Here is a 25,113-nt window from a genome sequence, read left to right as displayed (position 1 = left end):
TCAACCATCATCCGACGCGCTTCCGCGCGTTCGAGGACCTTTCCGCCCCGCCGGAAGAGCTTCTGGTGGAGCGGCGACCCGCCCGAGGGAATGATGGTTCGGTAGGCAATCGGCGGTTCTGGAGAAGGTTCGATGAAGATCCTGGTGATTTGTGGCGCGGGTGCGTCGAGCACGTTCATGGCGCAACGCCTCCGACGTGCCGCAGCCGACCAGTCCCTCGACGTCTCGGTCGAAGCCGGCGCCGAATCCCAGGTGCTCACCGGCACGCTCACCCTCGACGGTGTCGACGTGCTGCTCGTTGGAGCCCACCTCGCCGATCATGAGCCCGCGCTCCGCGCCGTGGCCGAGCCACTCGGCACCGCCGTGGCCGTCCTCCCCGGCGACGTCTTCGGCGTCGAAGGCGGCGCCAGAGCCCTCGAACTCGTCCTCTCGATCCAGTCACCAACCAGGAGGTAACCCCATGGCAACTCGAACCGTCCGCATCGGCTCGTCGCACGGCCTGCACGCCAGGCCCGCGAAGCTGTTCACGCAGGCTGCGAAGGACGCCGGGGTCCCGGTGACCATCGCCAAGGGCAGTGGCAAGGCCGTCAACGCGGCGAGCATCCTCGGCGTCATCGCCCTCGCCGTCGAACACGGCGACTACGTGACCCTGTCCGTCGAGGGCGAAGGCGCAGCAGCCGAGGGCACCCTCGACACCCTCTCCGAGCTCCTGGTGACCGACCATGACGAGCAGTAGTCCGGTGGGCGCGCTCCAGGGCATCGGCATCGGCCAGGGGGTCGCCGTCGGCCCGATCGCCCGGATGGCCGATCCGCTCCCGGCGCCGGCGGACGTCGCCAGCACTCTCGACCTCGCGACCGAGACCGAGCGCGCGAACACCTCCCTCGCCGCCGTCGCCCGCGAGCTCGAAGCCCGCGGTGCAGCCGCCGGTGGCGCCGCACGCGACGTGCTCGAAGCGCAGGCCATGATGGCCGAGGACCCGACGCTGGCTGAGGAGATCGCCACCCGCCTGGCCAACGGCAAGACCGCGGAATGGGCCGTCTACGCCGCGTTCGCGTCGTTCCGCGACCAGCTCGCGGCGATGGGCGGGTACCTCGGCGAACGTGCCGCCGACCTCGACGACGTGTCGCAGCGGGTCATCGCGGACCTCATGGGGGTCCCGGCACCCGGCGTCCCCTCGCCCGGTCACCCGTTTATCCTCGTCGCCCGCGACCTCGCGCCGGCCGACACCGCCCTGCTCGACCTCGACCTGGTGCTCGGACTCGTCACGAGCGACGGAGGCCCGACCTCCCACACGGCGATCCTCGCCCGCGAGAAGTCGATCGTCGCCATCGTGGGCGTCGTCGGTGCCGCAGACCTCACCGACGGCACGACGCTCGTCGTCGACGCGGCGACCGGCGCGGTCACCGTCGACCCCACGCCCGAGTTGGTGGCGGAGACCGAGCAGCGCATCGCCGACCGGCTCGCCCTGGTCAACGCCCCGGCCATCCCCGGCGCGCTCGCCGACGGCACTGCCGTGCCGCTCCTCGCGAACCTCGGGTCTGCCGAACACGCCGACGCCGCAGCGGAGCTCGGCGCCGAGGGCGTCGGCCTCTTCCGGACCGAGTTCCTCTTCCTCGACCAGGCGCTCGCGCCGACCGTCGAACAGCAGCGTGCGCACTACGAGAAGCTGCTGCGCGCCTTCCCCAGCAAGAAGGTCGTCGTCCGGGTGCTCGACGCCGGTGCCGACAAGCCGCTGGCATTCCTGAACGACGCGCACGAGGACAACCCGGCGCTCGGGCTCCGCGGACTCCGCGCGCTCCGGGCGAGCGAGGACATCCTGCGCGAGCAGCTCACCGCACTCGCCCAGGCCGACGCGGCGACCGACGCGGACCTCTGGGTCATGGCGCCGATGGTGTCGACCGTCGAGGAGACGAAGTACTTCATGGCGATCGCCGCCGAGTACGGCCTCAAGACGCCGGGCGTCATGGTGGAGGTGCCGTCGAGTGCACTCCTCGCCGACCGCGTCCTCGCCCATGCCGGGTTCGCGTCGATCGGGACGAACGACCTCACGCAGTACACCCTCGCCGCGGACCGCCTGCTCGGCTCCGTCGGTGCGTTTCAAGACCCGTGGCACCCGGCGGTCCTCCGTCTCGTGCAGCTCGTCGGCGAAGCCGGCCGGCATCACGGCAAGCCCGTCGGCATCTGTGGCGAAGCAGCCGCCGACCCGCTCCTCGCCGTCGTCCTCGTCGGACTCGGCGCCACCACCCTGTCCATGTCGCCGTCGGCGCTCGCCGACGTCCGGCACTCCCTCCAGCAGTACACGCTCGACGACGCCCGACGCATCGCAGCAGCAGCACTGGCCACCGACGGCGCCGCCGAGGCCAGGGCAGCGGCCACCGCCGCGACCACTCCCGAAATGAAAGAGGCAACATCATCATGACAACGACGTCTACTCCCAAGAAGCCGGGAGGTGCACGAGTCGGCGTTCAGCGATTCGGCACCTTCCTCTCCGGCATGGTCATGCCGAACATCGCGGCCTTCATCGCCTGGGGCCTCATCACGGCGTTCTTCATCGCCACCGGCTGGCTCCCGAACGGCGTGCTCGGCGGCTTCGGCAACGCCGACGTCATCGGGTGGCAGGGTGCCGCGACGGCACTCGCACAGGCCGACGACGGCACGACCTTCCCGCAGTACGTCGGTCTCGTCAGCCCGATGATCACCTACCTGCTCCCGCTGCTCATCGCGAACACCGGTGGCCGGATGATCTACGGTGAGCGTGGTGGCGTCGTCGCCTCCATCGCGACCATGGGCGTCATCGTCGGCAGCGCGATCCCGATGTTCATCGGTGCGATGATCATGGGCCCGCTCGCCGCATGGCTCATGAAGCAGGCGGACCGCCTCTGGGACGGCAAGATCAAGGCCGGCTTCGAGATGCTCGTAAACAACTTCTCCGCCGGTATCCTCGGCGCGCTCCTCGCCATCGGCGGGTTCTACGGCATCGCGCCGATCGTCACCGCGCTCAGCAGCTTCCTCGAGGGCGTCGTCGACTGGCTCGTCGCCAACTCGCTCCTGCCGATCGCGAGCATCTTCATCGAGCCCGGCAAGATCCTCTTCCTGAACAACGCCATCAACCACGGTGTGCTGACCCCGCTCGGCGTCCAGCAGTCCGAGGAGACCGGCAAGTCGGTCCTGTTCCTCCTCGAGGCGAACCCCGGCCCCGGCCTCGGCATCCTGCTCGCGTTCTGCTTCTTCGGCATCGGTCTCGCGAAGGCCTCTGCCCCCGGTGCGGTCATCATCCAGTTCTTCGGCGGCATCCACGAGATCTACTTCCCGTACGTGCTCATGAAGCCGATGCTCGTCTTCGCGGCCATCGGTGGCGGCATGGCCGGTGTGGCGACGAACGTCGCGTTCAACACGGGTCTGCGTGCCCCGGCCTCGCCGGGCAGCATCATCGCCGTGCTCATCCAGACGGCTCCAGACAGCTACATCGGCGTGATCCTCTCGGTCATCGTCGCGGCAGCCGTGTCGTTCGCGATCTCCGCGATCATCCTCCGGGCGAGCCGCAAGCGCGACCTGGAGAACGAGAACGCCGGTGACCTCTCGGCCGCCGTCGCAGCCACCGAGGCCGCGAAGGGCAAGAAGTCCAGCGTGCTCGGCAACCTCTCGGCCGGGAGCGCCGCCGCCGGTGCCGACGTCGTCGACGAGGGCGTCGTCACCACCCTCGAGCGTGGTCCGATCCGCAACATCGTCTTCGCGTGCGACGCCGGTATGGGGTCCAGCGCCATGGGCGCCTCGGTGCTCCGCAACAAGATCAAGAAGGCCGGCATCGACGAGATCACCGTCACGAACAAGGCGATCGCGAACCTCGCCGACGACGTCGACCTCGTGATCACCCAGCGGGAGCTCACGGACCGCGCGAAGGAGAAGACGCCGAGCGCCGTCCACATGTCGGTGGACAACTTCATGAACTCCCCGAAGTACGACGAGGTGGTGGAGTTGCTCCGCGGAGAGGGAGCACACTAGCAACGGAACGATCCCGGGGTGCGCGCGAAGGGCGTGCACCCCGGGCCACACCCACCACCCTTCACCGGGCTCCCGGCCGCATCGGCGGAGCCCTCCACGAGGAATGCAGAGGAAGCCATGTCGCAGGTACTGACCCAGGACCGCATCACCATCGTCACCGGGACGGTGACGCAGGAGGAGGCCATCCGACGCGCGGCCGACGCCCTCGAGGCGGCGGGAGCGGTCACCGACGAGTACTTCGAGGCCATGCTCGCGCGTGAGCAGTCGGTGTCGACCTACATGGGCAACCTCCTCGCGATCCCGCACGGCACCAACGACGCGAAGGAGGCGGTCCGCGATTCCGCCCTGTCCTTCACCCGGTACGAGACCCCCATCGACTGGGACGGCGAGGAGGTGCGCTTCGTCGTCGGCATCGCCGGCAAGGACGGCGGCCACATGGAGATCCTCTCCAAGATCGCCATCATCTTCTCCGAGGACGACGAGGTCGCCAAGCTGCTCGCCGCTGAGACCGCGGAGGAGCTCTACGCACTCCTGAGCGAGGTCAACGAGTGATGCGGGCCGTCCACTTCGGCGCCGGGAACATCGGACGCGGGTTCGTCGGCCTCCTCCTCCACGAGGGCGGCTACGAGGTGGTCTTCGCGGACGTCAACGCGGAGCTCATCGGAGCCATCGCCGCGGCCGACAGCTACACGGTCCACGAGGTGGGCGACGGCGCGAAGGACACGGTCGTCACCGGGTTCCGCGCCATCAACAGCGCGACCGACGAGGAGGCGCTCGTCGCCGAGATCGCCGCCGCCGACGTGGTGACCACCGCCGTCGGGCCCACCATCCTGCGGTTCGTCGCGCCGGTCATCGCCCGCGGCATCGCCGCCCGTCCGGCCGACGCGGCACCGCTGGCCGTCATGGCCTGCGAGAACGCGATCAACGCGACCGACCTGCTCGCCGCCGAGGTGCGGCAGGCCGTCGGCGACACCGCCTGGGAGTCGCTTGCGGGCCGCGCCGTCTTCGCGAACACGGCCGTCGACCGCATCGTCCCGGGCCAGCCCGCCGGGCAGGGGATCGACGTGACCGTCGAGACCTTCTTCGAGTGGGCCATCGAGACCCCGGCCTTCAACGGTTCCCTCCCATCGATCCCCGGCGCACACTTCGTCGAGGAGCTCGCCCCGTACATCGAGCGCAAGTTGTTCACGGTGAACACCGGTCACGCCTCCGTCGCCTACTTCGGTGCTCGCGCCGGTATCGGGACGATCGCCGAGGCGCTCGCCGAACCGTCCATCGCGGCGGCCGTCGGTGCGGTGCTCGAGGAGACCTCCGCCCTGCTCGTGGCGAAGCACGGCCTCGACGTCGACGCGCAGCGCGAGTACCGCGAGACGATCCTGCGTCGGTTCGCCAACGTGCACCTGCCCGACACCGTCGAGCGCGTCGGTCGCCAGCCGCTGCGCAAGCTGAGCCGGACCGAACGGTTCATCGGACCCGCCGCCGAGCTCGCCGAGCGCGGGATGGGTCACGACGCCCTCGTCGCCGCCATCGGAGCTGCACTGGAGTTCGACGTGAGTGACGACGAGCAGAGCGTCGAGCTGCAGGCCAAGCTGCACGACCTGGCTGCCGAGGCGTTCGTCGAGGAGGTCACGGGGCTCGCGCCCGAGCACCCGCTGGCTCCGGCGGTGCTCGCGCAGGTCACCGCTCGGCAGGCGACGCTCTCCTAGCCGGGCAACCCGTCGACAGGCTCAGGGAACGGACATCTCCGGACCCTGGGCCTGTCGTGGTCCCTGAGCCTGTCGAAGGGTGGTCCCTGGGCCTGTCGAAGGGCTGACGCTCAGAACACCTTGCCGGGGTTCAACAGGTTCTGCGGATCGAAGAGCCGCTTGATCCCGTGCTGGAGTCCGAGCTGGTCGGCACCGAGTTCGTCGCCCAGCCAGCGTTTCTTGAGCAGTCCGATCCCGTGCTCACCCGTCAGCGTCCCGCCGAGACGGAGCGCGGCGGTGAACAGCTCCTCGGCCGCCTGCCAGATGTGGTCCGGTACCTCGGTGCCCTCGAAGACGAAGTTCGGGTGGAGGTTGCCGTCGCCGGCGTGCGCGACCGTCGGGATGGTGATCCCGTAGCGCCGCTCGATGTCGCCGATCTCGGCGAACATCGCCGCCAGCTGGCTACGGGGCACGGAGACGTCTTCGATGAGCGGGGTGCCGAACCATTCGAGCGAGGGGTGCAGGGCGCGGCGGACCGCGAGCAGGTGCTCACCGGTCGCGTGGTCGGTCGACATCTCGGCGCGGCCACCGGCGGCACGCAACACCTCGAGGACGGCCGCTGCTTCGAGCTCGGCGCTCGGTCCGTCGGTCTGGATGACCACGTGCGCTTCGCCGCTGCTCGGTGTCGGGAGCTGCAGGTACCGGTGGACGGCGACGAGTGCGACGGGGTCGAGCAGTTCCATGATGGACGGCTGGATGCCCGCCGCGGTGACGGCCGCCGTGGCACCGGCAGCGGTGACGACGTCCGGGAAGTACGCGGCGATCGTCGCGACGGTACCGGGGGTGATCCGCCTGATGCGGACGGTCGCCTCGACGATGACGCCGAGGACACCCTCGGATCCGACCATGAGGCTCGTGAGGTCGAGCCCGGTCACGCCCTTGACACTTCGGTGACCGACGCTGATGAGTCGGCCGTCGGCCAAGACGACCTTGAGCGCCAGGACGGCGTCCCGGGTCACCCCGTACTTCGCACACAGGAGGCCGCCGGCGCCGGTGGCGATGTTGCCGCCCACAGTCGAGATCGCCCGGCTCGCGGGATCCGGGGCGAACCAGAGCCCACGGGTGAGCAGGAGATCGTTGAAGGCGCCGTTGATCACGCCGGGATCCACGACCGCGAGCAGATCGGGTTCGTTGATCTCGTGGATCCGCGTCATCCCGAGGGTCGACAGCACGATCTCGCCCGCCCCGCCGAGGGCGCCGCCCGCGAGTCCTGTGCCGGCGCCCCGCGTCACGACCGGCGTCCCGGTCGCCGTCGCGATCCGCATGACGGTCTGGACGTCCTCGATGGAACGCGCGGAGACCACGGCGATGGGCGCTGCGTCCGACACGTGCCCGGACTTGTCGGTCCGTGCCGCCGCCAGGTCGACATCCGTCGTCGACACCGCGTCGCCGAGGGCGTCGCGGAGGGCGTCGAGGACGTTCGGTGCGGTCATCGCGGCAGGGCGGTTCCGTCGGCCCAGACCGCTTGGACGGACCAGCGGTGGTCGAGGAGGACCGCGTCCGCGGCGTATCCCACGGCCAGGCGTCCGAAGCGCTCGCCGAGGCCCAGGACGCGGGCGGGGGTGCTGGTGAGGGCTCCGACGGCCTCCGCGGCGGGGATCCCGCTTCCGATCGCCAGGCGGAGCGCGCGGTCGAGGGTCAGGGTGGAGCCGGCGATCGAGTCGCCTTCGACGAGCCTCGCGAGGCCGTCCGTCACCTGGACCTCGAGGGCGCCGAGGAGGTAGCGGCCGTCGGAGGACCCGGCCGCCGCCATCGCGTCGGTGATGAGGGCGACGCGGCCTGGAGCCTGCTCGAACGCGAGCTTGGCCACGTCGGGGTGCACGTGTTCTCCGTCGAGGATGAGTTCGACCGTCACCCGCTCGTCGGCGAAGGAGGCGATGATCGGCCCAGGCGCGCGGTGGTGGATCCCGTTCATCGCGTTGAACACGTGGGTGACGAGACGTGCACCGAGGTCGAAGGCCGTCTTCGTCAGGGCCTCGTCGGCGTCCGTGTGCCCGACGGCGACGATGACACCGGCCTCGACGAGCACCTGGATCGCTTCGAGCGCGTTCGGCAGCTCCGGGGCGATCGTGATCTGGCGCAGGGTGCCGCGGCTCGCATCGATGAGCCGCTCGACGATGGCCGGGCTCGGGTCGATGAGGGCGGTTGGGTCGTGTGCGCCCTTCTTGACGGGGGACAGGAACGGCCCCTCGAGGTGGGAGCCGAGCACGAGGGGGTCCTCGGCGACGAGGTCCGCGATCCCGTCGAGACTCGCGACGAGCGCGTCGACCGGGTTGGACACCAGGCTGATGAGCGACCGGGTCGTGCCGTGCGCTCGGTGGACGGCGAGGGCGCGCTCGATGGCGTCGCGACCGTCGTCGAACGACGCCCCGCCACCACCGTGCACGTGGAGGTCGATGAACCCGGGCGTCAGGTGGCCTCCGTCGGCATCGTGCACGAGGGCACCGGCGCCGAGGGGGAGTGACCGCCAGTCGTCGCCGGATCCGGTCGCGCGGATGACCCCGTCGACCGCGTGCAACCAGAAGGCGTCGACCTGGCCGTCGACGTCGATCTTGGTGGCCGAGTGGATCAGGAGGTCCGTCATGCGAGCTGCCTCCGTCCGCGGATGACGCCGCTCGCGACCGCGATCACGGCGAAGACCGCCGCGATGATCGGCTGCCCGAGGTGCAGCCAGGCGAGGGCCGCCGCGGCGAAGATGAGCAGTTCGACGACGGCTTGGCCGTAGAGGTCGATCCGGATGACCGCGCGGGGCGACAGGAACAGCGCCCACAGGATGATCGCGACCACCGGTGCGGCGATGCCGACGACGACGTTGAGGGGGAACGGCCAGACCGCGACGCCCCAGAACCCGAGCGAGAAGAAGGCGAAGAGGTCGAGGAAGAAGCGCAGGATCTCGGTGGGGCCGATCTTCACGTCGGCGGGAGTTCGTTCAGACACCACACGATTCTACGGCGCGTGGTGGGAGTCCCGGCCCGCCTCAGCGGAAGATGATGGTCCGAGCGCCGTCGAGCAGGACGCGGTCCTCGGCGAACCACTTCACCGCCTGCGTCAGGGTGCGGCTCTCCTCGTCCTGCCCGATCGCGACGAGTTCCGCCGGCGAACGCGAGTGGTCCACGCGGACGACGTTCTGCTCGATGATCGGCCCCTCGTCGAGGTCGCTCGTCACGAAGTGGGCGGTCGCCCCGATGAGCTTCACCCCACGCGCGTGCGCCTGCTTGTACGGGTTCGCGCCCTTGAACCCGGGGAGGAACGAGTGGTGGATGTTGATGGCCCGCCCGGCGAGGCGTTCGCACAGCTCGGGGGAGAGGATCTGCATGTACCGGGCGAGGACGACGAGCTCGATGTCGTACTCCTCGACCGCGGCGATGACCCGGGCCTCGAACGCCGCCTTGGAAGCGGCGTCCGTGACGGGCAGCGACTCGAACGGCACGCCGTAGAACGAGGCGAGGTCGCGGAGCGAGCCGTGGTTGCTGAGGACGAGCGGGATCTCGACGGGGAGCTGGCCGGCGCGCTGGCGGAACAGGAGGTCGTTGACGCAGTGCGCGGCCGTCGACGCCAGGACGAGCGTCCGCAGCGGGCGCCCGACCACATCGAGTCGCCAGTCCAGCGCGTAATGCTCGACGACCGGGGCGATGGCCGCCTCGAACCGGTCCCTGGTGACCGCCGCTTCGACCTGCAAGCGCATGAAGAACCGCCCGGTGTCGTCGCTCGAGAACTGCTGGCTCTCGGTGATGTTCCCGTCGGCCTCGACGATCGCGCCGCTGATGGCGTGCACGATGCCCGGGCGGTCCTCGCAGATGATGGAGAGGACCCAGTGGACGGAGCGCTCGTGCGGAGCGGCGGGCGCGGCGGTGGGGTCGGTCGAGTTCGTCACCGCCCCAGGGTACCGGCCGGGGGAGGCTCAGGCCGCCGGGACGGACCGTTCGTCGACGAGGTCGGCGTGCGAGGACTGCCGCAGGTAGGACCGGACGGTCTCGCGGCTGCGCTGCAGGCAGTCGATGCGGTCGTCGATCGAGGCGATCTGCGTCCTGAGGGATTCGGCGGTCGCCCGTGAGCAGTCCGCCACGGGCCGCGCGGCACGGGTGTCGTCGAGGTCGAGGACCACGCGGACGAGTCGGGTCGTGAGACCCGCGTCGACCAGGTTGTCGACCGTGATCACGTGGTCGACCGCGGACGGCCCGTACTCGTCGAGCGCGTGCGGGGCCCGCACCGGGGCCAGCAGGCCCTCCTGCTCGTAGGAGTGGAGCCGGGACGCCGGGACGCCCGTCCGTTCAGCGAGTTCTGCGATGCGCATGTGCGGCCTCTCTGTCACCTTCACCTCACGTGCAACGTCGGACCGAGGCCGTCGCATTCCCGGCCTCGGGTAGACTCGTCCGCGGTCGCCGGATGTCGGTCGGCCCTGGGCGCGCACATCAGCGCGTAGACGAACTCGTCCGCCGTGTCGGCCGACGGGTGAACGCCATCGTTGGAGCGATCCGATGACCTCCTCTCCTCCCTCCTCGGCGCGCCCCGCCGAACCGACCAAGCCGACCTCGCCCCCGTTCCCGTGGGTGGGATTGATCGCGCTCGCGGCCGGGACCTTCCTCTCGGTCACCGGGGAGATGATCCCGACCGGGCTCCTCCCGGAGATGAGCACGTCGCTCGGCGTCACCGAGTCCCAGATCGGACTCCTCGTGAGCGTGTTCGCGTTCACGGTCGTGCTGTCGAGTGCCGCCCTCATCCATCTGACCAAGCGCGTCCCACGGCATGCGCTGCTCGTCGCCGTCATCGCCGTCCTCGGTGTCAGCACCGGCCTCGGCGCGCTGGCGCCGAACTACGAGCTCCTCGTGGCGACGCGTGTCCTCGGCGGACTGGCCCACGGCGTCTTCTGGGCGGTCGTCGGTGCCTACGCGGGCCACCTCGTGCCCAAGGAGCAGCTCGCCCGGGCCGTGTCCGTGACGATCGCCGGTGGCACGCTCGCCTTCGTCCTCGGCGTCCCGCTCAGCACGGCGCTCGGGCACGCCCTCGGTTGGCGGCTCGCATTCGGCGTCCTGGCCGTGGCGATGCTCCTCGGTGCCCTCGTGGTCTGGTGGAAACTGCCGCCCGTCGGACGGGAGGAGTCGCATGCGGCTTCCGCCGGTGCCACGGGTCGCGATCCGAGCGTCGTCCCCGTCGCGATCGTGTGCATCGCCGTCGGCGTGATCATGGCCGGACACTACGCGTTCTACACCTACATCGCCCCCTTCCTCATCGGCGAGGTGGGTGTCCCGTCGGGCCAGCTGAGTCTCCTCCTCCTCGTCTACGGTGTCGCGGGTGCGATCGGCCTGATCCTGACCGGCAGCGTCTTCGCGAAGCGGGCGACGACAGGACTCTTCGTCGCGCTGACGGTGTCGGCGGCCATGGTGAGCGCCCTCACCCTCTCGACGGACTGGCTGCCCGGTGCGCTCGTCGCGTTCTTCCTCTGGGGCACGGCGTTCGGGATGTTGCCGCCGCTCATGCAGACCCGACTCCTGCATGCCGCGAGCCCGCGCATCCGTGACACGGCGAACGCGTTCTACACGACGGCGTTCAACACGGGTATCGGTGGGGGATCCGCGCTCGGCGCACTGCTCCTCGCCGAGGTCGGACTCGGCGTGCTGCCCTGGGTCTACGTCGTGCTGGCGGTGGTCGCGACCTCGCTCCTGGCCGCGGACGTGCTCCGCACCCGCAAGCGCGTCACCGTCTGATCACCCGGCGCGGGCGTCAGGGCGCGGTGGGCGTGTCCGTCGCTGTGGGAGGGTCGTCCGACGGCGGCTCGACGGCGATGCCCGACTCGGCCGGGGCGGCCTCCGGACCCGGCGTCGCCTCCGTCGGCTCCTGAGTCGTGCTTCCCCCAGGCGCCGCGGTGGTGTCCGTCGCTGCCGGATCCGCCGTGGTCTCTGCGGTGGGCGCTGCGTCGGGCGCAGCGGGGAGTGCCGGATCGGTCGCTGCCGGAACCGGGGTCGCCGGCGATGCGGGATCGGCGGCGGATGCTGCCACGGCCGACAGTCGGGCGGCGTCCAGCGGAGCGGCGTCCAGGGCGAGGGCGACGTCCGTCGTCAGGAGTCCTGCGATCGAGAGGTAGTCGACCGAGACCGACGGACCTCGCCGGGACGGATCGGCGGGGTCGGCTCCCCAGACGCTCAGCTCGTGGAGCCCGATCGCGACCGCGTCTCCGGAGAGCACCGCCCGACCCGCGGCGTCGAGCGTGACGCGTTGCTCGTCGCCACCATCGACGGTGTAGCCGATGGAGCCGTTCGGAGCGCCGACGACGACGAGCGACGCCCCCAGTTCGAGGACACGCAGCACGCGGAGGTCGAGGAGGCCCGTGACGTCGGGACCGGCCACGGTCACCGTGACCGGCTCCGCCCCGACGGTCACGACGTCGCCGAGGGTCTGTCGGACGGTCAGCACGAACGTCCCGGTGCGCCCGAGGTCGACCGGCCCGGTCGACCAGCCGCTCTCGGACGCCCGTTGCGTCTCCGAGGCCGCGACGGTCGTCGAGGCGAGGACCGTGTCACCCTCCAGGATGTCGATGGTGGCGCCGGGTGCTCCGGTGCCGGTGAACGCTGGCCAGAGGAACCCTCCGCCGGAATCCGCGAGCATCGTCGGCGGCACGGGCTCGGTGGGGCCCACCGGATCGACGGGATCGGTCGGGTCGACGGGGTCGGTCGGATCGACGGGGTCGGTCGGGGGAGCAGTCGGCGGCGTGGTCGCCGGTGGCGTCGCCGGGATCACCGGCACGGGCGTCGGCGTCGGATCGGTCGTCTCATCCTGGTCCGGTGTCGGCTGCGGCATGGGGAGCGGGGTGGCCGGCGTGGTCGGGCCGGTGGACGACGGTGCGTTCGGTGCCGCAGCAGGCGGATCCACGGTCTCGCCGGCGGCCACCGAGGTGCCCGGGTCGGCGGATGGGAACACGAGCGGGCTGAGGACGAGGGCTGCGGCAGTGACGGCCGCGACGACCCCCACTCCGATCGCCGCGACGAGTCCGCCCGAGAGGCCTGCCGAGCCGGCGGCCGTGGCCGCCCCGACGGTACCCACGGCGGCGACCCCGGCCCCACCGGATCCGCCGACTGCGGCACCGGACGCGGCATGGCCACCGAGGTGCGCGGTCAGGGCAGCCCCGCCCGTGACCGTCGCCGGCATCGCGACGACCGCCGTCGACGCCGGTCCGTCCGTCTGCAACCAGGCCAGATAGCCGGTCGCTCCGGCGGCCCCGGCGACGAGAGGGAGGAGGACGAGCGCCATGCGGGACCCGACGTCCTTCGCCTCAGCGGCGACGATCGTGCACCGCTGACACGCGTCGAGGTGTGCTTCGACCTTCGCCGTGTCGCGGGCGCTCAGGTTGCCGCGCGCGTAGGAGCCGAGTCGGCTGATGGTGAAGGCGTGCTCGGAGTCGTCGTCGACGGCCTGCAGGTGCGCTTGGATCCAGGCCTCCCGCAACCCCTCACGAGCCCGGTAGGCGAGCGCGGACACCGAGTTGGGCTTCATGCCGAGCAAGGGCGCCACTTCGGCGGGCGTCATGCCCTCGATCTCCGTGTACCAGAGGACCTCCTGCCAGCGCGTGGGCAGGCTCCGGAACGCCCGAGCACTCAGACTGCGGTCGAGGGCCTCCATCGACGAGGCCTCGTTCGTGTCGGGGTCCTCGAACGAGTCGAGGGTGTCGAGTGAGGTCTCCCGGCGCGAGCGACCCCACGCTGCCGCGGTGTTCCGGATGGTGGTGAACAGGTAGGGGCGGAACGCACCCGTCGGGCCCTTCCCGCGACCGACCGCCTGATAGATGCGGGCGAACGACTCCGAGACGAGGTCGTCCGGGTCGAGGCTCGAGGTGATCGACCGCGCGACCGTCCGCCCGGCGTTCGCGTGCCTGCGCCACAGCTCGCCGTACGCGTCCTGCGAGCCCGCGCGCGTGCCGTCGATCAGCTCCGCGTCCGAGCGCTCGGCGAGCGGCACCGCCGGGGTCACGTCCACGCTCATGATGCCTCCGTCTGCATGCTGCGCACTGCCGGGCACCATGCCCGCCCGAGAGAGTCGGGTGGGGCGGGATCATGACGCGGAATCCTCATCTTCGCACGGGGGAGCGGCGGCGCGACCGTCCCGGATGGACCTCATCCACGGATCGGGTCGGGAACCCGCGTCATGAAGTGCTGCCGGGTCGCTCTCTCAGGGTGAACGGCAGGGTTCCCGACCTCGGGGGCTCGGCCGGGTCGTCCTCGGACGGCCACGATGCGTGCCGCGGCCGGTGCGCATCGGGCGGCGGACCCGAACCGCTGCAGATCTCGACGGGAGGGGGCGCCATCGTGCGAACCCGTCGATCGGCCGGGAGTGGTGCTCGGGGGCGAGCGCCACTCCCGGCCACCTTCCGTTGATCCGATCCGTTCAGCTGAGCCAGTCGACCTCGGGCGAGCGGTGGAACGCGATCCCCGATGCCGACCAGCCGCGGGCGATCTCCGCCAGACGATCCCGGAAGTCGGGCCAGTCGGCGGCGCGACGCTCGGACCAACCGATCTCGGCGACCGAGGCGATGCGCGGGAACACCAGGAACTCCAGTGTCTCGACGTCGCCCACGGTCTCGGTCCAGAGCGGCGCCTCCACACCGAGGATGTCCTCTTCGCCGACACCCGCGACGACGTCGGTCGGTTCCCAGGCCGCCGAGCGTTCCACACTCGTCGGCCCGTCCGCCCAGGTGAGTCCGGCCGAGTCGTCGTCGGGGTACTGCATGTCGAGGTAGGCGGCGTCGGCCGGCGACATGATCACCCGCCCGCCCTGTCGCACGAACGACCGCAGCTGCTCGGAGTGACCCGGTTCGGGTGCGACGTAGTTCCAGTACTGGCCGACGGTGCCCGGCGCGAGCTCGCCGGATGCGCCGAACTCATGCCAGGCGACGGCGGTCTTGCCGGTGGCGGCGACCAGCTCGGACACCCGTCGGGCGAACCAGCGGAAGTCGGCCTCCGGGGTCGCGAGTGCCTCGTCGCCGCCGAGGTGGAGGTACGGTCCCGGTGTGAGCGCCGCGAGCTGGCCGAAGACGTCCTCGAGGAACGCGTACGTGGTCTCGGAACGGATGGCGAGACTCGAGAAGCCGACCTCGGTGCCGGTGTAGGGCTCGCGCGCGACCCCGTCCGCATTGAGCTCGGGGTAGGCCGCGAGGGCCGCGTTGGTGTGGCCGGGCACGTCGATCTCCGGGACGATCGTGATCGCGCGGTCGGCGGCGTAGTCGACGATGGCGCGGTAGTCCGCGGCGGTGTAGAAGCCGCCCTCGCCACCGCCCACGGCCGTCGCCGCCCCGATGCCGGTCAGCTCCGGCCAGCCGGCGATCTCGAGCCGCCAGCCCTGGTCGTCGCTGAGGTGCAGGTGCAGGTGGTTGAGCTTGAGACTCGCCAGCTGGTCGATGAACCGCTGCACCTGCGCGACCGTGAAGAAGTGCCGTGCGACGTCGAGCATGACGCCGCGGTAGGCGAAGCGCGGCGCATCGTCGACGACGACGGCGGCCGCCTCCCACACCTGCGCGCTGGCCTGCGGCGCCCAGGTGGCGGGCGGGAGTAACTGGCGGAGGGTCTGTGTGGCATAGAGGACGCCCGCCGCGTCGGAACCGACCAGGTCGACGCCCTCCGCCGTCACCGTCAGTCGATAGGCCTCAGGTGTCGGAGTGAGCCGTTCGTCGATGCTGAGGGTGATCGCAGGACACCCGCCGGTCGCGAGGTGATCCGCACCGCGCTCGTCCGCCGCGACCGTGTCGACCGGGATCGCGTACCCCGTCGACGTCCGCAGCGCCTCGGCCAGCAGCCGGGCCGGCGTGGCGGCTTCGGGGCTGGTGATCACCCTGGTCCCCGACTCGAGCACGAACGGTTCGGCGGACGGATCCGAGCGCTGCGAGCGGGGGCGGGGGAGCAGACTCATGCAGGTTCCTTCGCTGGCTGACCGTCGTGCGCGTCCGTCCGAGCGGGTTTGTTCGGACGGTGAACACAAGTCGAACCATCCTGTCACAGCCCGTGCGGAGGGTGTCGCAGCGGCGTCGGGACCCGGTCCGGAACGGTGCGCGACAGCCGTCCCGTTGCTATGCTGCTAGCAGTCGCAACTGGCGTATAGACGGAGCCCGCTCCGCCTCAGATGGTTCACCATCGGGGAGCGACCCTGCACCTTGAAGACAAGGGCGGATTCGGCCGCACGCCTGGGCCGAAACGGCACATCACCGACATCCGTTCTGTCACAAAAGGGAGCCAGTCTTGTCCGACACCTTCAACGCGCCACTCTCCGAGGTCGATCCCGAGATCGCCGCGGTCCTCGAGCAGGAGCTCGGTCGCCAGCGCAACACCCTCGAGATGATCGCGAGCGAGAACTTCGTGCCCGTCTCCGTCCTGCAGTCGCAGGGCAGCGTGCTGACGAACAAGTACGCGGAGGGATACCCCGGCCGCCGGTACTACGGCGGATGCGAGTTCGTCGACATCGCCGAGTCGCTCGCGATCGAGCGCGCCAAGAGCCTCTTCGGTGCCGCGTACGCGAACGTCCAGCCCCACTCGGGAGCGACCGCGAACGCCGCGGTGCTCTCGGCCATCGCCACCCCGGGCGACACCATCCTCGGGCTCGAGCTGGCCCACGGTGGCCACCTCACCCACGGCATGAAGCTCAACTTCTCGGGCAAGCTCTACAACGCCGTCTCGTACGGCGTCGACCCCGAGACCTTCCTCGTCGACATGGACGTCGTGCGCGACAAGGCGCTCGAGCACAAGCCGCAGGTCATCATCGCCGGGTGGTCCGCCTACCCGCGTCAGCTCGACTTCGCCGCCTTCCGTGCGATCGCCGACGAGGTCGGCGCGAAGCTCTGGGTGGACATGGCGCACTTCGCCGGACTCGTCGCCGCAGGCGTGCACCCCTCGCCCGTGCCGTTCGCCGACGTCGTCTCCTCGACCGTGCACAAGACGATCGGCGGACCGCGCTCCGGCTTCATCGTCAGCCGCGACATGGAACTCGCCAAGAAGCTCAACTCCAACGTGTTCCCCGGCCAGCAGGGTGGGCCGCTCATGCACGTCATCGCCGCGAAGGCCACGGCGTTCAAGCTCGCCGCGACGGCCGAGTTCAAGGACCGTCAGGAGCGCACACTCCGTGGCGCCAAGCTCCTCGCCGAGGCGCTCACCACTGACGCGTCGAAGGCCGCCGGCATCGACGTCCTCACCGGTGGCACCGACGTGCACATGGTGCTCGCCGACCTCCGGACCTCGGAACTCGACGGGCAGCAGGCCGAAGACCTCCTCCACGAGGTCGGCATCACGGTCAACCGCAACTCGGTGCCGTTCGACCCGCGACCGCCGATGGTCACCTCGGGGCTCCGGATCGGTACGCCGGCGCTCGCGACGCGTGGCTTCGGCGACGCCGAGTTCGCCGAGGTCGCCGACATCATCGCCCTCGCGCTCCGCAACGGTGCCGAGTCCGGTGCGCTCCGCGAGCGCGTCACGGCGCTCGCCGAGCGTTTCCCGCTCTACGCCGGCCTGCAGCAGTAGGGCCCCGGAGCATGACCGCACAGATCCTCGACGGCAAGGCCAAGGCCTCCGTCATCAAGTCCGAGATCGCGATCGAGGTGGCCGCGCTCAAGGAGCGCGGCATCTCGGTCGGCCTCGGAACCGTCCTCGTCGGTTCCGACCCGGGTTCGCAGTGGTACGTCGCCGGGAAGCACCGCGACTGCGCCGAGGTGGGCATGGAGTCCATCCGTCGCGACCTGCCGGAGACGGTGTCCCAGGAGGATCTCGAGGCCGTCATCGACGAGCTCAACGCCGACGAGAGCTGCACGGGCTACATCGTGCAGCTGCCGTTGCCGAAGCACATCGACACCGATGCGATCCTCGAGCGTATCGATCCCGAGAAGGACGCCGACGGGCTCCACCCGACGAACCTCGGGCGGCTCGTGCTCAACGTCAACCGGCCGATCCACACCCCGCTGCCGTGCACGCCGAAGGGCGTCGTCGAGCTGGTCGAGCGCCACGGGCTCAGCTGGGCCGGGAAGCACGTCGTCGTCGTGGGCCGCGGGGTCACCGTCGGTCGGGCCATCGGCCCGCTGCTGACGCGCCGTGATGTCAACGCCACCGTGACGTTGACCCACACCGGCACGGTCGGTCTCGACGACATCCTGCGCACGGCCGACGTCATCGTCGCGGCGGCCGGTGTCCCCGGCATCGTCACGCGCGACGCCGTCAAGCCGGGCGTCATCGTCCTCGACGTCGGCGTGAGCCGCGAGACCGACCCGGAGACGGGCAAGTCCCGCGTCGTCGGCGACGTCGCACCGGACGTCGCCGAGGTCGCTTCGTGGATGAGTCCGAACCCCGGCGGGGTCGGACCCATGACCCGCGTGGGTCTCCTCGCGAACGTGGTCCGCATGGCGACGCCCGCCGAGTAGCGCTCCGCATTGGAACGGCCCGGTCCCGTCAGCTCGCGCTGATGGGACCGGGCCGTCGTCGTCGGGGCTCAGACCTCGCGGGTCGCGCCGGCCGCGGGTCGCACGGCGAAGATCGTCGGGGCCGTGAACGACGCCTCGGCGAACGCGGCCCCGACCGCCTCCGACACGGTCGCTGCGAGCGTCACCGGGACGAGGGCGATCGCCGCGCCGCCGAAGCCGCCACCCGTCATCCGCGAACCGATCGCGCCGGCCGCCATGGCCGTCTCGACGGCGAGGTCGAGCTCGGGCACCGAGATCTCGAAGTCGTCGCGCATGGAGGCGTGCGAGGCGACGAGCAGCTCGCCGATCGCGGTCGGACCGTGCTCGCGCAGCGTGCGGACGGTGTCGAGCACGCGCTGGTTCTCGGTGACGACGTGGCGGACGCGGCGGAACGTCTCGTCGTCGAGGAGCTCGCGGGCTCGATCGAGGTCGCCGACCGTGACGTCGCGGAGCGAGTCGGCGCCGAGGGCCGCCGCTCCGGCCTCGCAGGACGCCCGTCGCGCCGCGTAGCCGCCGGAGACGTGGGCGTGCTCCACGCGCGTGTCGATGACCAGCAGTTCGAGGTCGTGTTCGTCGAAGCCGAGGGGGATGACGTCGGTCTCGAGCGAGCGGCAGTCGAGGAAGACCCCGCAGTCCGGACGACCGAGCAGGGACGCCGACTGGTCCATGATGCCCGTCGGTGCTCCGACGGCGCGGTTCTCCGCGAGCTGACAGATCTTCGCGAGCGTCTTGCGGTCGTGGTCCAGGTGCCAGATCTCGTCGAGGGCGACGGCGACCGACGCTTCGATCGCCGCGGAGGAGGAGAGGCCCGCTCCGACCGGGACGTCGGAGTCGAGGTAGATGTCGACGCCGGACAACTCCGCAAGGGGCGCGCCGAACTGCCCGAGCGCCCACACGACGCCGAGCGGGTAGGCCGACCAGCCCTGCAGCGCGTCGGGGTCGAGCGTGCGCAGGGAGGCCTCGACGACCTCGGGCGAGAAGCTGCTGGACACCCGGATGCGGTCGTCGTCGCGTCGGCGGACGGCCGCGACCGTGCGGCGGTCGATCGCCATCGGGAACACGAAGCCGTCGTTGTAGTCGGTGTGCTCGCCGATGATGTTCACCCGGCCGGGCGCCGACCAGAGGCCGTTCGGTTCGCTGCCGAAGGTGCGCTCGAATCCGCTCGTGGCGGTCTGCTGGAGGTCGGTCATACGGGGTTCTCCTCGTCGGCTGCGGCGATCGCGGCGCGCAGGGCGGTGGCGGTGGACTCGGGCGGCACGTCGCCGATCCACGCACCCATGGCGGCTTCGGAGCCGGCCAGGTACTTCAGGCGGTCGGCGCCACGGCGCGGCGAGGTGAGCTGCAGGTGGAGTCGGAGCTCGTCGCGGTGGACGCGCGTGGGTGCCTGATGCCAGGCGGCGATGTACGGGGTCGGGGTGTCGTAGAGGGCGTCGACGCCGCGGAGCAGCCGCAGGTAGAGGACGGCGAGTTCGTCGCGCTCCGCGAGGGAGGTGGCGGCGAAGTCCGGGACGTGCCGGTGCGGCATGAGGTGCACCTCGACGGGCCAACGGGCGGCGAAGGGGACGAAGGCTGTCCAGTGCTCGCCCGCGAGGACGACGCGCTCGTCGGCCTGCTCCGACGCGAGGATGTCGGCGAAGAGGCCGGGGCCGTACGCCTCGCTCGCCGCGATGAGCCGCTGGGTACGCGGCGTCACGTACGGGTAGGAGTAGATCTGGCCGTGCGGGTGGAGGAGGGTGACGCCGATCTGCTCACCGCGGTTCTCGAACGGGAACACCTGCTGGATCGAGTCGATCTGCGACAGCGCGTGCGTGCGGCGCGCCCAGGCCTCGATCACCGTGCGTGCACGGGTGCGGGAGAGGGAGCCGAAGGAGCCGGTGCTCGACGGGCTGAAGCTCACGACCTCGCAGCGGCCGACCGAGGTGCGGGTCCGCCCGATGCCGATGGTCGCGAGGTCGGCGAGGTCGACGGGGGCGTTCTCGTCCTCGAGGAGCGGGCCGAAGGACGGCGACTTGTTCTCGAAGACCGCGACGTCGTACTGATCGGGGATCTCGGAGGGGTTCGACGGGCTCGCGGGGGCGAGCGGGTCGAGGTTGGCGGGCGGCAGCATCACGCGGTTCTGGCGTGCCGCGGCGATCGAGATCCATTCGCCGGTCAGCGGATCCTGGCGCATGGACGCGGTCGGGGGGCGTGCCGCGAGGTCGCGGGTGTCCGGCAGCCGTTCCGCGGGCAACGTCGTGTCGACGTCGTCGAAGTAGATGAGTTCGCGGCCGTCGGCGAGGCGCTGGGTGCTGCTCGCGATCGCCGGGTCGATGACGAAGCTGTCGTCGAGTTGGGGCATGGGGATCCTCTGAACGGGTTGTCGAACGGAAACGTGCAACGTTTCGTCTTGAAAAGTATAGGCAAGTCGGCGAAGATTCAAGCATGTCCGTCGATGATCCGATCCAGCTGCCTGCGCCGCTGCGCCGCGACCGCATCCGTGAGCTCCTGGACGAGCGCGGTTTCGTCCGCGTGGCCGACATCTCCGAGGACTTCGGTGTCTCCCGGGTGACCGCACGGACCGACCTCGACACCCTCGTCGACCAGGGCGACGCCGTCCGTGTGCACGGTGGCGCGATGCCGGTGTTGGGCCGTGGAGCCGTCGAGTCGCCCATCGAACTCGCGACCGCGACCTCGGCGCACGCGAAGCAGCGCATCGGTGAGGCCGCCGCGGCGATGGTGCGCTCCGGACAGAGCGTGATCGTCGACGTCGGCAGCACCGGTCTCGCCCTCGCCCGAGCACTCAAAGCCCGACGGGACCTCTCCGACCTCGTCGTGATCACCAACGGCCTGACCATCGCCCTCGAGCTCGAGTCGGAGATACCGAGGTTCTCGGTGATCGTGACCGGCGGATCGCTGCGGCCACTCCAGCATTCGCTCGTCGACCCCCTCGCCGGGTCGTTGCTCGGGCAGGTCCACGCCGACTTCGCCTTCATCGGGTGCAACGGGGTCGACGCCGAGCATGGCGTCACCAACGTCAACCTGCCCGAAGCCGAGGTGAAGGCCAGGATGGTCCGCGCGGCCGAACGCGTGGTCGTGGTCGCCGACGCTTCGAAGCTCGGGGTGCGACAGCTCGGCCGGATCGCCGGACTCGACGCCTTCGACGCCCTGTTGACCGACGACGGTGCCTCACCCGAGATCGTGGCGAGCCTCAGGGAGGCCGGGCTGCCGGTCACCCTGGTGCCGCTCGGGGACTGACGCGCCGAGCGGCTCCGGATCACCGACCCTCGCGCACGCGCGACCCGATGCGGCACCATGGTCGTATGAGTGATCGAACGCACCCGGCCGTGTCCATCGTCGAGCGCACGCTCCGGGATCGCGGCGCTCAGGGGGAGGTCACGTGGCTCGACGACGCCGCTCGAACGGCGGCTCTCGCAGCGGAGGCCCTCGGGGTCGCCGCCGGCGCCATCGCGAACTCCCTTGTGTTCACCCTCGACGGTGAACCGACCTTGATCCTGACGAGCGGCGCGCACCGGGTCGACACGGCCTGGCTCGGCGAGCGGCTGGGCGGACGGCTCAAGCGCGCCGACGCCGAGGTCGTCAAGGCGGCGACCGGGCAGGTCATCGGTGGTGTGGCGCCGGTCGGTCACCCCGAGCCGATCCGCACCTACGTGGACGAGGCACTCGCCGCGTACCCGGAGGTCTGGGCCGCGGCCGGCCACGCGCACACGGTCTTCCCCACGACGTTCGAGGAGCTCGTGCGCGTGACCGGCGGGCAGGTCATCGCGGTGGAGCCTCCGACGGATCCTGCGTCGTCGTCGGGCGCACCGTCGGCGTAGCCATCGGAGCGGCCGTCGCGGTCGGCGGCGTGCCGTGCTGCTTCGTCACCCGGCTCGGCGGCAGCGGAGCGGTCGCGACGACGCCGTTCCTGCGGCCCCACCAGGTGCTCACCACGGCTGCGGCGACGCACAACGCCATCGGGATGAGCATGAACGGTCCGCCGGCCCCGTCGCCCCGCTCGAAGACCTGGTCGGTCTGCGACATCAGCGCCGTGGGCACGAGCAGGAGGAGGTTGTTCGTCGCGTGGATCAGCACCGGCGCCTCCAGGCCGCCCGTGCCCCGGGCGGCGAAGGACATCGAGGCGCCGAACACGAAGTAGTAGGCGATGAGCCACGGGTCGCCCGCGAAGTGCACCGAGGCGAAGACGGCGCCGGAGGCGATCGTGCCGACGACGAAGGCGGTCATCGGGCGGCTGAACCAGGAGCCGACGGAGCGCTGGATGAGACCGCGCGCACCGTACTCCTCCCCGGCCGACTGCAGGGGTGTGGTGAGGACGACGACGGCGAGCATGGCGATCACGGTGCCGTCGAGCACGACGGGTTCCAACGGGGACAGGAGGAACGAACCTCCGACGTACACCACCCAGACCGGGATGATGATGAGGGCGAGCCGCCCGAACCAGCGCCAACGGAACCGCCCCTCCACCGAGGACAGCCACCGTGGCCGAACGCCGAAGAGCGCCCACTGGATGAGCATCGACGCGGGGATGAGCGCTGCGAGCGACAGGTTGTTCGCGAGCATCGTGACCGGCGTCAACGTCATCAGGCCGTTCGCGACGTCGTCGAGCGTGTACGCCCCGGTGGCGACGTCGATGATCAGGGCGACGCTTCCGAAGGCGACGGAGAAAATGAGGAAACCCACCACGAGCAGGAGGAGGGCGAGCGCACCTCGCCACCAGGCGGGCGCGGCTCGGAGGGCGTGGTCGTACGTCGCCGTCCGCCGCGGGGGCTCGACCGTGTCGGCCTGTGCGGGAGGCGCCGTCGAGAAGGACGGCGAAGTCGTCTGCGGGAGCTGTCCGGGATCCGTCATGCAGCCAGCGTAGGCAGCCCCTCCGGCCCGACGCGTCCCCCGAGCGGCGGACGACCAGCGACGGACGGCGGACGACCCGCGACGGATCGAGCGGGCGGTCTGGCCCAAGGCGACCGCCGGTGGGAGACTGGCCGCTATGGCAGGACACCGCATCTTCACGACGAGCTTCGGCAGCATCTACCCGCACTACGTGGCGAAGGCGGAGCGGAAGGGGCACACGAAGGCCGAGGTCGATCAGGTCGTCACGTGGCTCACGGGCTACGACGCCGCCGGGATCGAGCGGGTGGTGGCCGACGGAACCGACATGGAGACCTTCTTCGCCGAAGCCCCGGCGATGCACCCCAGCGCCTCGCTCATCACGGGCCTCATCTGCGGCATCCGCGTCGAGGAGATCGAGGATCCGCTCATGCAGCGGATCCGCCAGCTCGACAAGTTGGTGGACGAGGTCGCGAAGGGCAAGAAGATGACCTCGATCCTCCGCGAACCCGCCTGACCCGAGAGCACGCACCCGCCCCGCCCCGACACCGCCGGCCGCCACACGTTCGCGTGACGGCCGGCGGTGCTGCGACGACGGCTCAGTGCGCGAGCACCGGCTCCGTCGACGCCTCTGGGGCGTGGTGCAAGGCGAGTCCCTGGTTGCGTCGGCGGAACAGCAGCGCCGCGGTCACAGCGCCGACCGCGAAGAAGCCGGCACCCCAGAAGTACGCCGTCTGGTAGCTGCGGATGGCCGCCTGGGCGAGCACCTCGGCCGTCGGTGGGGCGTTGTCCGTGATGTAGGCCGTGGCGGCGCTCGCCGCGAGGGTGTTGAGCAGCGCCACACCGATCGAGCCGCCCACCTGCTGGCTCGTGTTGACCGTCGCCGAGGCGACGCCGGCGAACGCGCGATCCACGCCGAGGGTCGCGGTCTGCATCGAGGCGGGCATGATCGACCCCATCGCGAAGCCGAGCACCATGAGCGCGGGCATCACGTCGCCCAGGTAGGAGCTGTCGAGGTCGAGTCGGGTGAGCAGGAGCATCCCGACCGCTCCGAGGGTCATGCCGAACGGCACCATCACCTTCGGTCCGAAGCGCGGGACGAGGAGGTTCGTCCCGAGCTGGGCGGCGAGCACGAGCATCGCGATCATCGGCAGGAAGGCGAAGCCCGTCTGCTGCGGGGAGTAGCCGAGCGAGGCCTGCAGGTAGTACGTGACGAACAGGAAGATGCCGAACATCCCTGCTCCGGCGATCATCACCGAGATGAACGCCGCTCCGCGGTTGCGGTCGAGGACGATCGACAGGGGGAGGAGCGGGTGGGCGGCTCGTCGCTGCCAGAGGACGAAGGCGATGAGCAGCACGCCGGCAGCGGTGAGGAACCCCCAGCTGAGCGGCGAGTCCCAGCCGTCGGTCTCCGCGTTCGCGAAGCCGTACACCAGGCTGAACAGCGCACCTGAGACGAGCACGGTGCCGGGGACGTCGAGCTTCGGACGCGGACCGGTAGCCTTCGGCGTGGTGATGAAGACGACGGCGCCGACGATCGCGATCACGGCGATGAACACGTTGATGGAGAGGTTCCAACGCCAGTCGAACTGTTCGGTCAGGAACCCGCCGAGGAGGAGTCCGACGGCGCCACCCGCACCGGCGATCGCGCCGAAGACGCCGAAGGCCCTGGCGCGTTCCTTCGGGATCGTGAAGGTGGTGGTGAGCATGGCGAGTGCGGTCGGGGCGAGGAGTGCGGCGAAGACGCCCTGGAGTGCCCGTGCGGCGACGAGCATCCCGAACGAGTCGGCGGCGCCGCCGAGCGCCGAGGCGACCGCGAAGCCGATGAGTCCGATGATGAACGCCCGCTTGCGGCCCATGAGGTCGGAGAGGCGTCCACCGAGCAGCAGGAGGCTGCCGAAGGCGAGCGAGTAGGCGGTGACGATCCACTGGCGGTCGCCGTCCGAGAAGCCGAGGTCGGCTTGGGCTGCGGGCATCGCGATGTTCACGACCGTGGCGTCGAGCACGACCATGAGTTGCGCGAGGCCGACGGTGACGAGCGTCCACCAGCGACGTGAGGAGACGGCCGGGGTTCCGGCGGTGAGAGTCGAGGTCATGCTGAGGAGCATATACGGAACCGAACA

At 70.6% G+C, this 25,113-nt stretch carries 23 protein-coding genes and 1 riboswitch; of the genes, 12 read left to right on the top strand and 11 right to left on the bottom strand.

Annotated features, from left to right (window positions below; translation table 11 throughout):
• Window positions 1-132: 132 nt before the first annotated feature.
• The 6 genes from ASF68_RS05645 (at window position 133) to ASF68_RS05620 (ending at window position 5,709) form a co-directional block, all read left to right on the top strand.
• Window positions 133-456, top strand: a complete 324-nt coding sequence (locus tag ASF68_RS05645) for a PTS sugar transporter subunit IIB (RefSeq protein WP_056007929.1) — start codon at window positions 133-135, stop codon at window positions 454-456.
• Between the two features lie 4 nt (window positions 457-460).
• A complete protein-coding gene (locus ASF68_RS05640; RefSeq protein WP_056007926.1) occupies window positions 461-736 on the top strand; it encodes an HPr family phosphocarrier protein in 276 nt (91 codons plus the stop codon).
• Entirely contained in the window at window positions 723-2,420 is a 1,698-nt protein-coding gene (ptsP, locus tag ASF68_RS05635; protein WP_082498500.1) for a phosphoenolpyruvate--protein phosphotransferase, read from the top strand. The genes ASF68_RS05640 and ptsP overlap by 14 nt, the downstream gene beginning before the upstream one ends.
• A complete protein-coding gene (locus tag ASF68_RS05630; RefSeq protein WP_056007923.1) occupies window positions 2,417-4,003 on the top strand; it encodes a PTS mannitol transporter subunit IICB in 1,587 nt (528 codons plus the stop codon). The genes ptsP and ASF68_RS05630 overlap by 4 nt, the downstream gene beginning before the upstream one ends.
• A 117-nt stretch (window positions 4,004-4,120) precedes the next feature.
• Entirely contained in the window at window positions 4,121-4,555 is a 435-nt protein-coding gene (locus ASF68_RS19165; RefSeq protein ID WP_056007920.1) for a PTS sugar transporter subunit IIA, read from the top strand.
• The gene (locus ASF68_RS05620; RefSeq protein WP_056007917.1) at window positions 4,555-5,709 is read left to right on the top strand and encodes a mannitol-1-phosphate 5-dehydrogenase; all 1,155 of its coding nucleotides are present in this window, start codon (window positions 4,555-4,557) and stop codon (window positions 5,707-5,709) included. Before ASF68_RS19165 ends, ASF68_RS05620 begins: the two co-directional genes overlap by 1 nt.
• Window positions 5,710-5,819: 110 nt before the next feature.
• Here ASF68_RS05620 and ASF68_RS05615 read toward each other — a convergent pair whose 3' ends face one another.
• The 5 genes from ASF68_RS05615 to ASF68_RS05595 are packed head-to-tail and all read right to left on the bottom strand — an operon-like array spanning window position 5,820 to window position 10,042.
• Window positions 5,820-7,181, bottom strand: a complete 1,362-nt coding sequence (locus ASF68_RS05615; RefSeq protein ID WP_056007914.1) for an FAD-binding oxidoreductase — start codon at window positions 7,179-7,181, stop codon at window positions 5,820-5,822.
• Window positions 7,178-8,332 (bottom strand): N-acetylglucosamine-6-phosphate deacetylase, encoded by a 1,155-nt coding sequence (nagA, locus tag ASF68_RS05610; protein ID WP_056007911.1) that lies wholly within the window; start codon window positions 8,330-8,332, stop codon window positions 7,178-7,180. Before nagA ends, ASF68_RS05615 begins: the two co-directional genes overlap by 4 nt.
• Window positions 8,329-8,685, bottom strand: a complete 357-nt coding sequence (locus ASF68_RS05605) for a YrdB family protein (protein ID WP_235526759.1) — start codon at window positions 8,683-8,685, stop codon at window positions 8,329-8,331. Before ASF68_RS05605 ends, nagA begins: the two co-directional genes overlap by 4 nt.
• A gap of 40 nt (window positions 8,686-8,725) precedes the next feature.
• Window positions 8,726-9,622 (bottom strand): formyltetrahydrofolate deformylase, encoded by an 897-nt coding sequence (purU, locus tag ASF68_RS05600; protein ID WP_056007905.1) that lies wholly within the window; start codon window positions 9,620-9,622, stop codon window positions 8,726-8,728.
• A gap of 27 nt (window positions 9,623-9,649) precedes the next feature.
• Complete coding sequence (locus ASF68_RS05595) at window positions 9,650-10,042, bottom strand: MerR family transcriptional regulator (RefSeq protein ID WP_056007899.1); 393 nt, start codon at window positions 10,040-10,042, stop codon at window positions 9,650-9,652.
• Window positions 10,043-10,226: 184 nt separating this feature from the next.
• Here ASF68_RS05595 and ASF68_RS05590 point away from each other — a divergent pair, with 184 nt between their 5' ends.
• Window positions 10,227-11,453 (top strand): MFS transporter, encoded by a 1,227-nt coding sequence (locus ASF68_RS05590; RefSeq protein WP_056007896.1) that lies wholly within the window; start codon window positions 10,227-10,229, stop codon window positions 11,451-11,453.
• Between the two features lie 16 nt (window positions 11,454-11,469).
• Here the strand turns inward: ASF68_RS05590 and ASF68_RS05585 are convergent, their stop codons facing one another.
• Window positions 11,470-13,722, bottom strand: a complete 2,253-nt coding sequence (locus ASF68_RS05585; protein ID WP_162239341.1) for a sigma-70 family RNA polymerase sigma factor — start codon at window positions 13,720-13,722, stop codon at window positions 11,470-11,472.
• 402 nt (window positions 13,723-14,124) lie between these two features.
• Entirely contained in the window at window positions 14,125-15,642 is a 1,518-nt protein-coding gene (locus ASF68_RS05580) for a family 20 glycosylhydrolase (RefSeq protein ID WP_056007892.1), read from the bottom strand.
• Between the two features lie 166 nt (window positions 15,643-15,808).
• A riboswitch (ZMP/ZTP riboswitch) is annotated at window positions 15,809-15,926 on the top strand.
• Window positions 15,927-15,968: 42 nt separating this feature from the next.
• On the opposite strand from ASF68_RS05580, the gene glyA reads away from it, so the two are divergent.
• Complete coding sequence (glyA, locus tag ASF68_RS05575) at window positions 15,969-17,240, top strand: serine hydroxymethyltransferase (RefSeq protein ID WP_056007889.1); 1,272 nt, start codon at window positions 15,969-15,971, stop codon at window positions 17,238-17,240.
• An 11-nt stretch (window positions 17,241-17,251) separates the two neighbouring features.
• Window positions 17,252-18,130, top strand: coding sequence for a bifunctional methylenetetrahydrofolate dehydrogenase/methenyltetrahydrofolate cyclohydrolase (locus tag ASF68_RS05570; RefSeq protein ID WP_056007886.1), 879 nt, complete (start codon window positions 17,252-17,254; stop codon window positions 18,128-18,130).
• A gap of 68 nt (window positions 18,131-18,198) precedes the next feature.
• Here the strand turns inward: ASF68_RS05570 and galK are convergent, their stop codons facing one another.
• Entirely contained in the window at window positions 18,199-19,359 is a 1,161-nt protein-coding gene (gene galK / locus ASF68_RS05565) for a galactokinase (protein ID WP_056007884.1), read from the bottom strand.
• Window positions 19,356-20,507, bottom strand: a complete 1,152-nt coding sequence (galT, locus tag ASF68_RS05560; protein ID WP_056007881.1) for a galactose-1-phosphate uridylyltransferase — start codon at window positions 20,505-20,507, stop codon at window positions 19,356-19,358. The genes galK and galT overlap by 4 nt, the downstream gene beginning before the upstream one ends.
• Before the next feature lie 83 nt (window positions 20,508-20,590).
• On the opposite strand from galT, the gene ASF68_RS05555 reads away from it, so the two are divergent.
• Window positions 20,591-21,403 carry a DeoR/GlpR family DNA-binding transcription regulator gene (locus ASF68_RS05555; RefSeq protein WP_056007878.1) on the top strand — a complete coding sequence of 271 codons (813 nt, stop codon included), beginning with the start codon at window positions 20,591-20,593 and terminating at the stop codon, window positions 21,401-21,403.
• Between the two features lie 65 nt (window positions 21,404-21,468).
• Window positions 21,469-21,984 (top strand): YbaK/EbsC family protein, encoded by a 516-nt coding sequence (locus ASF68_RS05550; protein ID WP_056007875.1) that lies wholly within the window; start codon window positions 21,469-21,471, stop codon window positions 21,982-21,984.
• Here the strand turns inward: ASF68_RS05550 and ASF68_RS05545 are convergent.
• The gene (locus tag ASF68_RS05545; protein ID WP_056007872.1) at window positions 21,926-23,014 is read right to left on the bottom strand and encodes a CPBP family intramembrane glutamic endopeptidase; all 1,089 of its coding nucleotides are present in this window, start codon (window positions 23,012-23,014) and stop codon (window positions 21,926-21,928) included. The genes ASF68_RS05550 and ASF68_RS05545 overlap by 59 nt on opposite strands.
• 136 nt (window positions 23,015-23,150) lie before the next feature.
• Between ASF68_RS05545 and ASF68_RS05540 the strand changes: the two genes are divergently transcribed.
• Entirely contained in the window at window positions 23,151-23,507 is a 357-nt protein-coding gene (locus tag ASF68_RS05540; RefSeq protein WP_056007869.1) for a DUF2200 domain-containing protein, read from the top strand.
• 82 nt (window positions 23,508-23,589) lie between these two features.
• Here the strand turns inward: ASF68_RS05540 and ASF68_RS05535 are convergent, their stop codons facing one another.
• A complete protein-coding gene (locus ASF68_RS05535; protein WP_082498649.1) occupies window positions 23,590-25,086 on the bottom strand; it encodes an MFS transporter in 1,497 nt (498 codons plus the stop codon).
• Window positions 25,087-25,113: the final 27 nt, after the last annotated feature.

This window comes from Plantibacter sp. Leaf314 (assembly GCF_001423185.1).
In the GTDB taxonomy this organism is placed as follows: Bacteria; Actinomycetota; Actinomycetes; order Actinomycetales; family Microbacteriaceae; genus Plantibacter.
This window is presented reverse-complemented; position numbering and strand designations above follow the sequence as displayed.